Annotated in this window: 7 protein-coding genes and 1 pseudogene; 2 read left to right on the plus strand and 6 right to left on the minus strand. The window is 38.3% G+C overall.

Going from position 1 to position 12594, the window contains the following annotated elements; translation table 11 throughout:
* Nucleotides 1-322: 322 nt before the first annotated feature.
* From ABMY45_RS04115 to ABMY45_RS04140, 6 genes and pseudogenes are all read right to left on the minus strand, one after another.
* Complete coding sequence (locus ABMY45_RS04115; RefSeq protein WP_239420958.1) at nucleotides 323-973, minus strand: hypothetical protein; 651 nt, start codon at nucleotides 971-973, stop codon at nucleotides 323-325.
* Nucleotides 966-1724, minus strand: coding sequence for a S49 family peptidase (locus ABMY45_RS04120; protein ID WP_349288444.1), 759 nt, complete (start codon nucleotides 1722-1724; stop codon nucleotides 966-968). Before ABMY45_RS04120 ends, ABMY45_RS04115 begins: the two co-directional genes overlap by 8 nt.
* A gap of 1 nt (nucleotide 1725) precedes the next feature.
* Entirely contained in the window at nucleotides 1726-2496 is a 771-nt protein-coding gene (locus ABMY45_RS04125) for a CPBP family intramembrane glutamic endopeptidase (RefSeq protein WP_349288445.1), read from the minus strand.
* Entirely contained in the window at nucleotides 2477-4153 is a 1677-nt protein-coding gene (locus ABMY45_RS04130) for an ABC transporter ATP-binding protein (protein WP_349288446.1), read from the minus strand. Before ABMY45_RS04130 ends, ABMY45_RS04125 begins: the two co-directional genes overlap by 20 nt.
* On the minus strand, nucleotides 4143-5090 hold the full coding sequence (locus ABMY45_RS04135; protein ID WP_239420944.1) for a hypothetical protein: 948 nt from the start codon (nucleotides 5088-5090) through the stop codon (nucleotides 4143-4145). Before ABMY45_RS04135 ends, ABMY45_RS04130 begins: the two co-directional genes overlap by 11 nt.
* Before the next feature lie 1006 nt (nucleotides 5091-6096).
* A pseudogene (locus ABMY45_RS04140) lies at nucleotides 6097-7191 on the minus strand (ISAs1 family transposase).
* A gap of 267 nt (nucleotides 7192-7458) precedes the next feature.
* Between ABMY45_RS04140 and ABMY45_RS04145 the strand changes: the two are divergent.
* A complete protein-coding gene (locus ABMY45_RS04145) occupies nucleotides 7459-9981 on the plus strand; it encodes a TonB-dependent receptor (protein WP_349288447.1) in 2523 nt (840 codons plus the stop codon).
* A gap of 226 nt (nucleotides 9982-10207) precedes the next feature.
* On the plus strand, nucleotides 10208-12493 hold the full coding sequence (locus ABMY45_RS04150; protein ID WP_349288448.1) for a family 20 glycosylhydrolase: 2286 nt from the start codon (nucleotides 10208-10210) through the stop codon (nucleotides 12491-12493).
* Nucleotides 12494-12594 lie beyond the last annotated feature (101 nt).

Here is a 12594-nt window from a genome sequence, read left to right on the forward strand (position 1 = left end):
TGGTTAAATTTTAGGAGTGGCAACTACCCAGCGATAAGGAGGCATGACGCGGTGAAACATTGTCAATAAGCTCGATTTGAAACAGGCGCTTTTGTGGTGTTTGTGTAGTTGGTTTTATTTTTACACTCAAATTGGAATGTTTTGTAGTACGATCGTTTAGATCTTCAAATAATTCAACAAATTAAATTGGTTTCAGGATAAAATAAGATGATTTGGACTTGGTTGTTAACGTTTTTGACTTGTCCTGATCTAATTCTCATAAACTTGTATTTAGTTAAAAATCTAAGGCAGTAGCACGGAACTATAGTTTATTTTTTCGTTATTAATTTTCCAAATATATTGCATAAAATCCACTAGAACAACTAATGTCCTTTGTTTTTTCAAAACTTTCAATATTAATATAGTGATCTATTTTATTATCGAGTGTTGTTGAGTGCATATTTGAATAATTTATTGTGCAGATTCCCTCGTTAATTAATCTAATCCTTATCTTAGTCAGCTTAGGTGCCATCATTTTAACTATAAAACCAGCTTCCGATATCGCTTGATTATACTGGGAAATAGCTTTGGTTACTTCTTTAGCTTTTAGTGTACTTGAGTTATCATTTTTTATCAACATGTCTAGCCCAATGTGAACTCTACCTTTACCTGTTTTATTTAAATATGCTTTTGGATTCTTCTTATATAAATTTTCTGAAATTTCCATTTCTATATTTCCATTGTAATCAGCATTGAATTTACGCTCCCAATCAACTCCCTTTAAAGTTAGTATTAGTTCATTTTTATTAAGTTTTTGGTCTTCTGGTGTCAACCTTATTTTGAAAGAAAGTTTATTAAATTTTCTTAAATCTTGGTCGAATAACAAATTAATTGAAGTGGATTCAATAATTTGTTTATACTCAATGTGACCTTCATTGGCTCTTAATAAAAATGCAGATAGCAAAGTTGAAAATAAAATTATAAATTTAATCATTGATAACTCCGTTTATAAGTTTCCTAAATATACTTACTCCATTTGTTTTTGATAGTGAAGTGTCTAGTGATATTATTGGTAATGAGGGCTCTTGTGCTAATTCACACGCAATTTTAATTGCTGAAAATAACCCACCTAAATAGTCTATGTAACCCAATTCATGGCCTATCTTTGCATTTATAACTTCTCCATTTTCTAATATTTTCAACCTGTTAATGTCAATGGGTCTAAACTTCTTTATACTATCTATAAAGTTATCGTGGTTATTCTTTATAACGGTTGTGATAGAACTCTTCTCATCTTTATTAGTAGAAAAATAATTTAGAGAGTCTTTTTCAACCCCACTACTTACAACTTCATACTCAACCCCAAGTTGTTCTAGGAGGGAAGATATATTAAATTTCCTATATATCGCTCCCATATTTCCAATAAGAGATGAAGGAGAGGCTACTACCTTGTCACATGCCATCGCGATATAAAAAGCAGATGATAAAGCACTATCCGTTACAAGCCCAATAACAGGTATATCCAATTCTTGCTTAACAAACTGTAAACCTTCAACTAAACTCTCTGCTGCCCCTAAACTCCCTCCTGAACTCGAGATTCGTAAAATAATAGCTTTAATTTCATGGCTATTTGAAGGTAGCGCCCTGATCTTAAAAAGCATATTCAAAGTATCCTTTTCGGATACATTGTTCACTATTGATATCATAGCTATTGCCTTGTTCTTTTTTGATTTTTTTTTAAACATCTTAAATATTCACTATAAGATAAAATACAGCAATGTCTGTAAATATATGGATTAATAACGGTATGAAAAGTGAGCCTGTTTTCCTCGCAAGAAGAGTTAAAGTACAAGCATATATAAAAGTCATTGCAAAGCCAATATTTCCACTAGGAAATCCGAATTTATAATGAGCAATAGCAAAAGTGGAAGCTTGAATTAAAGTTGATAAGTTGAAACTAAAATTTAATTTTAATAGAGTTTCTTGGAAAACTCCTCTAAACAACCATTCTTCAAGAAATGCATTTGCAATTGAAAATAAAAAGGCAGTAATTAAAAGTTGTGTAAAAGGTAAGTCTGGGATCATCTTATTTAAAAGCTCAATATCAGAATTTGAGTTATAAGCCCATATAAATAAGGATGAAATAGATGTAAATAAAACTGCTCCTCCAAAAAAAAATCCTTTTTTTTGCTTGTAAATGGTGAAGTTCAAATAGTATTCTTTTTCTTCGCTAAAGTAAGTTATTACTACAAACGCCAAAAGTGGAAAAATTAAATGGATTGGCCAGGTGAAGAGGTGTGGGAAAAATATAACAACTGTATATTTAACTAAGATTATAACTGATATGTTTATCAATTTAGTTCTAAAAATAAAAGTTAATAGCGATGATGAAACAATGGTAATATAAATTATGGAGTAATTGTTTTTTGAAATATATAATGTTCCAAAAAAATCAACTATTAAAAAAGTGTAGGTTAAAAACAGCTCAAGCCGGTGATTAAGTTTCAATTGCGTCATTCATCTGCTCTTCAAAAATTTTATAGTAGTTTCTTTTCCTTTTTACCAAAAGTTCATGATTTCCAGATTCTATAAATTTACCTCTATCCATAACTATAATTTTATCAGCATGTCTAACTGAGGATAATCGATGTGAAACGATAATGACTAATTTTATAAATTTACTATTTTTAATTAACTTATAAAGTTCCTGTTCTGACTCAGAATCCAAAACAGCTGTAGCTTCATCTAAAATTAAAATTGGCTTCTTTGACAAGATAGCCCTAACAAATGCAACTTTTTGCTTCTGCCCTGTGGAGAGTGCGCAAGTTAATTTTTCATCATAGATATCTATGTTATTCTCTCCAAGCTTACTCAGCATGAGTTCAATCAAGCTTTCATCACACCTACCTGAAAGTGAAATATTTCGCTCTATACTGCGATTTAATAAAATTGCTTCTGATCCTAAATAATTGATAAAAGGAGATAGTTCAAAATATCCACTGCACGAACCGTTAAAAACGATACTGCCATCATTTGGTATATTACACCCTCTTATTAAATTCAATAAGGAACTTTTTCCAGAGCCACTTTGCCCAACGATAGAGTATATTTTATTTTTATTAAATTTGAATGATAAATTTTTAATGTGAAAGTCAGAGTTAGGATAAAAAAAGCTAACGTTTTCGAAAGTTATATTGTGTTCAAAATGTTTTATTTGAGTTTTTTCTACTTTAAATTCTTGAGATATAAATTTATTGATATTATCAAAAGAGCATTTTGCTCTCCTGATTGAGGAGTAGTTTGACGAAAATTGGTTGAACGATCTTCCCGCTAATAATATGTAACTAACAAATCCAATAATTGATCCTGTTGATATGTTTCCAATAGAAACTAAATAAGAAGATAAATTTATAAGTAGGACCAATAGGATTAAAGAAAATATTAACAACCCCCCTCCAAATACTGCCTGAAATTGATTTTTCTTGTAAAGAGCTATGAGTGAATTTTTTTGCCAATCAGTCATGTTGCGAATTTCACTATCTATCACATTAAATGACTGAATCAAATCAACTTTATTTATCAATTCTAAAGTTCTTTCTGTTGCCTGATTTGTTGTTTTTTGAAGAATTATTGTAAGGTTTTCAATCTTTTTCTCTAAGAAAAGATTTAATAAGGCTAATCCAGATATAGAAATTATGATTACAGCTGTTAGTGAAATGGAAATAAAAGAAAGGAATAGTAATGAAAAAAGCAATAGTGAAAAATTAAAAATAATTGGTATTATTGAATTTCCAATTGCTACAGATAGTATTGAAATATCATTCAAAAATATAGAGTTTGGTTTAGGTAGGTGATTCTCTCTATCAATTGGAGGCGTTTTTAACCACTTTTCTATGAACTCTATTTGGATTGAGGCTCCTATTTCACTCGATAATTTTGAAGAAAAATAGAAATTAATATTTGCGACCCCTCCCATAAATATAAGGTAAGTACATGCTACTAGAGATGTTCTCGTATCTACATAAGAAAAGCTTTTAGACATTAAAGACTGAAGAATGCTTGGTAAATAAAGCAGTAGCATGGCTAGCAAGAATGATGTAAAAAGGCAAATTATAAAAACCTCTTTTTGTTGAACGTATTTGCTTATAACATATCTAAAAAGCTTAGATGTCATTTTTAATTACCTCAACTTCGAGAGATTGAGCAAGCCTAATTTTATCAAGTAAACCAGCCCATCCACTATATTTATATGGTAATTCGCTGACTTTATTAAACATTTCAAAATCAAGTTTTTTTGAGATGACACCATAATCTTCATTTTTTAGCTTGTTATCTAAATAAACTGGTTTTCCAAACTCTGTAACATATTTGTCATCTTGTAAAAAAATATGAAACGGGAGGATAGTTGCATTAAATTTTGCAGCTAACTCAAGAATGCTTAACGGGAATACAGATTTCTGATTTGATATATTTGAGAAGACAAATCTGTTAGTTTGAGTAGGAAGACTATCTACTCTCATAGCAAGTATTTCATTTTTTTTCAGTGATTTAACAAGCTGTATTCCAACTCTTTTGCTATCAGCTTCGATTCCTGATATAGAATTACCAGAAACAATAGATAGTTTTTCATAAAATCCCACTTTATTAAGAATATCTAAAGCCAACTTAGGTTGTACGACCTTAATTTTACGATCTATATTTGAATTCTTTAGTAAACCTAAATAATGAACTGTAAATGAGTTTAATAGTAGTATTATCGGCTTATTTCGATTGTCGGCATCCAGAAAGTTTTCATACTTGTTATATCTGATATTATTTTGGCTCCAGACTTTAAGTTGCTCGATATCCTTTTCATGTAAAAAGCAGTTCAATACAACATTCTTTGCATCGTTAACCTGCAAACTCCAATAACCTTTAAAAGCCTTTAAACTTCTTAAACCAAGTAAAATTCGCATAGCTTCTAATGATTTTGGTGTACCTTTTTTAATAAACAAACTATCAAAAAACCAATAAGAACCAACAATATGTGAGACTATAGTCCAAAATGGTTTAGGAAGCTTACAGGCAATAATTGCCCATTTCGGTAACATTAGCGAAGTTGAATCATCCATAACTGCTCCAGAAATAGCGAGCATTACACGCTCGCTAGAGATATTAAATTTTTTATTAGTTTTAGTTCTCAGGATCTGGCTGAGGTGGTTGTGGTGGTTGTGGGAAGGAACAATTATCTCGACAAACACATGTTGCTGATGACGAAACAGACGTTAAGTTAGAGCCTTCTACTATAGAAGCTTTATCACCGTTAATTACCTTAACTTTTCGCTTCATATTTGAAAGTCTTTTTTCCATAATTTCAATCCTTTTCTTTGTGTAATAATAATTTTCCTTTAAGTCCTTTATTATGAACTTACAACAAAGGAATTTCAGGCTCTCATATAAATAAATATATGTCAACATCAATTTTGATCCTACTGTTTTAAGGGTGTTGGTGTTTTAAAATAGAAAATTACTAAAGCAAGTTTCCTATATTTCATAATGATTCTCTATATTTTTTTGTTTCTTAATACAATGTTTTTCAATATTCATACTTAGGAAGTAATTAGAAGAATCACTTCCTTTTAGGCTGTGTTTCCTTGTTTCATCACATTATCAACACACTCACTCCAATCACCTGAAAGAGGAGTTCTGCATTTCAATTAGTAAACTATCTAGTTCAGCTTTAGCTTGAACAGACCCTCATTTTTAGTGTGATTTACCAGTGCGCAAGTACAGAATGTTAGGGTAATTAAAGTAAATAATACTTTAATTTATGATTTTGTTATTGTGGATTTCACAAAGAATTAAGGTTGAAAAATCACTGAGTTCTGTATTTTTTACCTTATTTATGTGAATGTATTTTATGGACTGTTGAGAGTTTTTATGCTTCTTTTAGTTTGTTGCGAATAATTCTGTAAATTGAAATTGTAAAATGTTAGGAGGGTAGGGTGAAGTAATAACTGTTGGCGATTTTATTTTTTATCTCTTAGTATAAAAAAGTTGCCCAACTAATTTTATATTATTAAAAATATTTCAATAAACTAAGCGCCACAGGGTGAGAGCATACTTTGTTAACTACCATTAACCAAAAATAAGCTTTGCCCTGAATTCATCGTCAAAACTGGCGAACACACTTGCTACGTATCGAAACTTTACGTCCTGTGTGCTGTTTTACAAGTTGCGAACAACCCGTCTGAACAGCGCCATATTCTACGCCGAAATAGGCTTACTTATCTGGCAAGCCTCCTCCTTAAACACGACATCCAATACCCAATGCTGCTGGTTCTCGATGTGCCAATGGTGGCGGATAGCTTTTTGTAACATCTGTGCACCAGGCTCAACTGAAGTAACATAAAAGTGTGTGTCTATTTTTGTTGTTGAGCCGAACTTACTGTGCCTTTCGACGGCGACCAGCGAAGTGAGTCCAGGCCATTTTTCTCTTATCTCTTCAGGCAGATTGTTGGCCTTCAGCACATAAGTGATGCGTATTTCCTGACGTCCATGACCATTGCAGACTTGTACATCTTCAGGCAAGTTCATTTCTTCTTCGAAAGCTGTTTCAAAACATGAAGAGACTGCTTTATAAAGTGTTTTCTGATTTGCTTTGATCTGAACCAGATAGTCAGCCCCTCTTGAAATCAATGCTGAAAGTGTCGCTTTCTGACAACATAGTGCATCTAGTGTGACGATAGAATCCGAAATATCGAGCACATCTAATAAGGCCCTAACTGCCGGTATCTCATTGAACTTATTTTCTACCGTTCGCTGATACAAAGTTAAACCAGACTCGCAATCAAAAGCAGACACCAAGTGTAAGTTATCCTCACGCTTTTTACTGGCACCGCGCAGGGTTTTGCCATCAAACGCAATGATTGGCTTACCTGACTGAGACCGTTGCTCGTTGACCCAACTGAACGAGGCCAAAACCAACGAATCAGTCTCTACTGTCTTAAGAATTCGTGCAATGCTATGTCGCGTTGGAATACCGTGTTTAGATACTCTGAACTGTAGGAGCCAAGACAGCTTGCTGTGCCCAAACACTTCGATATCTTTCCAGCCTTCACAGCCGGATAACACCGCCGAAATGATAAGAAACAAGACATCAGTAAGATCATGATGTTGGTTAATAGAAGAACGCTTATCTTCAACAAGTTCAAGGTGGCTAAATAACGACATAGATGACAAGTAGATAGTGATAATGTGGGCGTTATTAGCTCGGTAAAAAGCTGGGTGTTAAAGCCTTTTTACAAAGTGTGATCCTACCGTGCTAAGCGCCAAACCTTAAACCAAAAATCATTTGGGTACAGAAATGTTTAAGTACGCACTAAAATTCGGTAAATCAATTTATCAAAAAAATATTCCTAAAACTTTCCCTTCGTTCGTTTATAGATTTACAGAGCTTCACTCACTTGCTCTGCCAACAACAAGAATGAAGGGAATACCATGAGCAATAATACATCTCGTTATAACAAACATCTTATTGCGCTTGCTATCAGTGGCGCGTTATTGGGTTCGCACACTGCGGTTGCACAAGCGAAAGAGACGCAAGAAACTACAGAAAAAAAGAAACTACTCGACCTTGAGCGAATTGTCGTGACTGGCAGCGGTGGGCGCGGCCAGACTAAATTGGAATCATCGGTCTCAATTACCACATTAAACGCCGAGCAGTTGGCGCGAGAAGCACCGCTAGGTACGGCGGATCTATTGGAAAGCGTGCCAGGCTTTTGGGTTGAAGATTCAGGTGGTGAAACCAACAATAATGTTGCGCCTAGAGGACTACGTGGCGGTGAAGGCTTCCGTTACATTGGCGTTGAAGAAGACGGGCTACCTGTGGTGTACGACGGCGTTTGGGTTGATTTTTATCAGCGTCAAGATATTACGATTGAACATATGGAAGCGGTTCGTGGGGGCACCTCAGGCCTACTGACCACAAATGGCCCCGCGGCGTTAGTAAACTTTATTACCCGTAAACCGGATGATATTGAAGAAGCGACGATCCGCTTAACTGCTGCCGATTACGGCATGTATCGCGGCGAGTTCTTTTATGGCGCACCCATTAGTGACAACTGGAAAATGTCGATAGGTGGCTCTTATCGTCGTTCTGATGGTGTGAGAGACACAGAGTTTACCGCAGATCACGGCGGTCAACTTCGACTCAATTTAGTGCGTGAATTCGATAAAGGCCAACTCACGCTGTCTGCCAAACACCTCAATGACCATACCACTTTCTTTGTGCCTATTCCGCTTAGAGATCAAAGCGACCCTAAAGGCATTGCTGGTGTTGACCCACAGCATGGCACCTTGATTGGTAATGGTCAGCGCTTTTTACACTATTTACAGCCTGATGGCAGCTATAAAACACGAGACCTTAAAGATGGGCAGCATACCAAGTTTAGTACCCTAGGCTATCACTTAGATTGGGAGTTAAGCGACCGTTGGCTACTCAATACAGCTGGCCGTTACTCACAGTTTGAAAACGACATGTATATTTTGCTTAACTTCGATAACTCGACGCTCGTCAATGCCAATACCCGACTTGGGCAGCAAGATGTGCAAAATATGCTGGACCAGTTTGCCAGTGATGGCGCCGTTGCCGCACGGTACCGATACGTCGATAGTGGTGAAATACTGACAGATGTTAGCAATTTAAACGGAAACGGCTTAGTCACCACAAGCTACCCGCTTTATTCGCGCTACGATGCTGAGCAGTTTGTTAATAAGCTCAATTTCACCTATGAAGGTGATCAGCACACGCTGACCATAGGGTGGTTATTTGCCTATGTAGATGCGGATTCCTTGCCAGTTGATAAATGGGAATCGCAGTTTTTAACGGAAGTAAAAGACAATGCTCGATTACTCGATATTGTTGCAGTTAACAGCAATCAGCAAGTGGTTGGTCAACTAACCGACCATGGCTCAACAGGTTATGCTCCTGGTTGGGGTCAGGCAACCGCTTTTGGTACCAGTACTTCCAACTCTTTATTTATTAATGAACAATATCAAGCAACCGATAACCTTCGTATTGACGGTGGTGTACGGATTGAGTGGTTGGAGCTAGATAGCACCGCCTCCGCAACCACATTTGCACAGCCTGTTGCGGGCGCTTTTGACAGCGCTGGTAATGACATAGATAACAATCTTGCCAACAATTACGTCGATATGCCGTCACACAAATTCCTGTCAAAAACTCGTAGCGAAACCGAAACCGCATGGACGGTGGGATTCAATTATACCTTCTCAGATGACGTGTCAGTATTTGGTCGTTATGCCGACGCCTTCGAAATGCCAAGGTTAATGAGCTTCGGTCAGAATATTCACTCTGGGGTTGATGCCGATTTTAATGACAGCGTTAATCTAACCTTTAGCGAGTTGGGTGCTCGCTATGCTGGTGATTCAATTGGCGCATCACTGACCTTGTTTAGAACTAAATTTAATGACTTAGTGGAACGTAATTTTACCGGCAGCGATGGTGAGGTGGCGAACCAAACCATAGATACAGTCACCGATGGTCTTGAGTTTGAAACAGTGTGGCAGGCGCATGACAATTTACAGCTTGAGCTGACAGGCGTGTTGCAAGACCCAAAAATGGAAGGATTTACCGGAGCATTTGCACATTGGGAAGGCAAGCAAGTGAAGCGCACACCCAAAGTGCAGCTTAGGTTAACGCCAACCTACTACTTTGACGATGGTGATATCTATTTAACTATTCACCATTTAGGGGAGCGTTACTCAGATGGGGAGAATAAGTTTGAGCTCCCTGCCTACACCACAATCGATATGGGGGTGAATTATCGCTTTACCGACGCGGTTGCGCTGCATGTGAAAGCGACAAATATCAGTGATGAGCTCGGGTTAACCGAAGGAAACCCGCGGGCCATCAACGATGTTCAAGCAGGATACGACTATTACTATGCTCGGCCGATCTTAGGACGCACCATCAGCGCCTCGCTGACGCTGAATTTTTAGGGCCTAATCGGGTTCACCTGAGTGCGCTTAGTTCATTGTTGCTTAACTTTTTGCTCAGCCCACTATGTAGCAAGTCGAGCGCCGTGACCAAAACTCACTCAGGGGAACAAAAATTAAATAGCAAAGGTCATTAGACCCTGTATTTCCCTTGCTAATTTGCACACTGCCCAGTGCTCATTAGTTCACTCAAGCCCGCTAAAAGCGGGCTTTTCTCAGGAAGTTATTTATGAACCAGAGTGTCTTTTATACATTTTTGCAAAGCAGTTTATTACTGTTTTCTTTGTTGCTCACACCACTTTGTGCAGCGCTACAGATCACCCCAAAACCACTGAGTGCTAGTGTTGGTAATGGTCACTTTAACCTTACCCATGACAGTAAAATTACCTTTAACCAGCAGCAAGCTCAAAGCGTTGCGCAGCAATTAGCGACCTTTTTACGCTCGCCTACGGGCTATCAGTTGCCAGTGTCTCAGGCTGATAGCACAACTAAAAATAGTATTGCCTTTAAGATTGTCGATATACCGCTATCTCAAGAGGGATATGCGCTGAGCGTGACGCCTGAAGGGGTTGAAATACAAGCGAATACTGCGACCGGATTATTTTGGGGGATGCAGTCACTGCGACAATTACTCCCTGCTGAGATAGAGTCGCGTATGCCCATCAATCAGGCGAATTGGGCAATACCTGCGGTAGAAATAAAAGATCAGCCCCGATTCTCATACCGTGGCATGCATTTAGATGTAAGTCGGCACTTTTTCGATGTGGCGTTCGTGAAGCGTTATATCGATTGGCTGGCGATGCATAAATTCAATGTCTTTCAGTGGCACCTAACCGATGATCAAGGCTGGCGAATCGCCATTGAGGCGTATCCTAAACTAACCGAGATTGGGGCAACACGGCCTCGTACCGTGGTTGGCCATACCTATGATTATCAACCACTGTTTGATAATAAAACGGTATCGGGCTTTTATACCAAGGCGCAAATTAAGGAAGTGATTGAGTACGCGCAGGCGCGACATATTGAAGTGATCCCTGAAATCGATATTCCGGGGCACAGCAGTGCGATGCTTGCTGCATATCCCGAGTTATCTTGCCACCAGCGCGCAGTAAAGGTACAGCCGCAGTTTGGTATTTTTGAAGATGTGTTATGTCCCCGTGAAGACGTGTTTGCGTTTCTTGCTGTTGTATACAAAGAGGTTGCCGAGCTATTTCCGAGCCAATATATCCACATTGGTGGTGATGAGGTGATAAAAAAGCAGTGGTTAGAAAGTCCCGAGGTGAAAAAGCTGATGCAACAGCATCAGTTAACCACACCTGAGCAGGTGCAAAGCTATTTTATTAAACGGGTCGCTAAAATCGTCCAAAATCTTGGTAAAACGGTGATTGGTTGGGATGAAATATTAGAAGGAGGGGTAGCGGATGACGCCGTGATCATGTCTTGGCGGGGCACGGAAGGAGGCATCCAAGCTGCAAAAATGGGCCATCAGGTGATCATGAGTCCTTATCAATATATTTATTTTGATGCCTATCAATCGCGCAATCTTGACGAGCCCAAAGCCATCCACGGGCTTTCAAGTCTAAAAAACGTTTATCAATATGAGCCACAGCCCAGCCACTTAAGCGCTGAGCAACAAGCCTTTGTTATTGGTGCGCAAGGTGCACTTTGGACTGAATATATAAAAACCCCTCGTCATGCTGAGTATATGCTTTTTCCGCGCTTGAGTGCGCTGGCCGAAACATTGTGGTCGGATAAAGCACAAAAGTCGTGGTCTGATTACAGCCAATATCGTTTACCCGCGCTTTTAAAACGCTACCAGCAGATGCACCTCAATACCGCTTATAGTAGCCATAAGCCTATTATTTCAAGCGAGGTTAACGGGCAGCAGCTCGTCGCCACCATCACCTCTGAAATTGCCGACACGGCTATTTACTATACCTTAGACGGCAGCGAGCCAACGCTACAATCGCAGCAATATCAAAAGCCACTAGTGATAACTGACGAAACGCAGCTTCGCGCCCGCAGTTATGTAAGCGATTTAGGGCAACTGGTAGGCGATGCGCGTTTAACGCTTTCACCTCATTTAGCACTTGGAAAAGAAATAACGCTTGCCTCGTTAGCTGCCGAAGGCTCTGCGACTAAGCTGCAGGATGGTCAATTTGCTTATGATCAATTTTACAGCGTTGAAGATTATGCGATTTTTTACGATACCGATCTTGAGGCGGTTATTGACTTAGATGCGTCAACGCAAGTACAGCAGGTTAAGCTGGGCTTTGACAGCGGGCGACATAGACAACTGCACCCGCCAACACATATTCAAGTGCTGGGTTCAAGCGATAAACGGCAGTGGCAAACGTTAGCTGAGGTTAATAATCCGCGTGGGCCCATGTCGGTGTTGTCGTTTGCTCCTGTAAGTGTGCGCTTTTTAAAGGTGGTGGCCATTAATAGTAAGCAATCTGACGATATTCAAATCCCCAAACTTCCCCTGTATATCGATGAAATAGCGGTATATTAATCACACCAGCCCTAATACTAAATACGTAATTAGGGCATTATTTATGATTCCATTCCCAACTTCCTCGGCTCAAACGTTTACATAGATAGAGTGGCAGCAGT

The organism is Pseudoalteromonas sp. XMcav11-Q (assembly GCF_040104525.1).
Lineage (GTDB): Bacteria > Pseudomonadota > Gammaproteobacteria > Enterobacterales > Alteromonadaceae > Pseudoalteromonas.

Excerpts from the sequence above, each read along its gene's own strand:
- ABMY45_RS04115 (WP_239420958.1), bottom strand. The coding sequence starts at position 973 with ATGATTAAATTTATAATTTTATTTTCAACTTTGCTATCTGCATTTTTA.
- ABMY45_RS04120 (WP_349288444.1), bottom strand. The coding sequence starts at position 1,724 with ATGTTTAAAAAAAAATCAAAAAAGAACAAGGCAATAGCTATGATATCA.
- ABMY45_RS04125 (WP_349288445.1), bottom strand. The coding sequence starts at position 2,496 with ATGACGCAATTGAAACTTAATCACCGGCTTGAGCTGTTTTTAACCTAC.
- ABMY45_RS04130 (WP_349288446.1), bottom strand. The coding sequence starts at position 4,153 with ATGACATCTAAGCTTTTTAGATATGTTATAAGCAAATACGTTCAACAA.
- ABMY45_RS04135 (WP_239420944.1), bottom strand. The coding sequence starts at position 5,090 with ATGGATGATTCAACTTCGCTAATGTTACCGAAATGGGCAATTATTGCC.
- ABMY45_RS04145 (WP_349288447.1), top strand. The coding sequence starts at position 7,459 with ATGAGCAATAATACATCTCGTTATAACAAACATCTTATTGCGCTTGCT.
- ABMY45_RS04150 (WP_349288448.1), top strand. The coding sequence starts at position 10,208 with ATGAACCAGAGTGTCTTTTATACATTTTTGCAAAGCAGTTTATTACTG.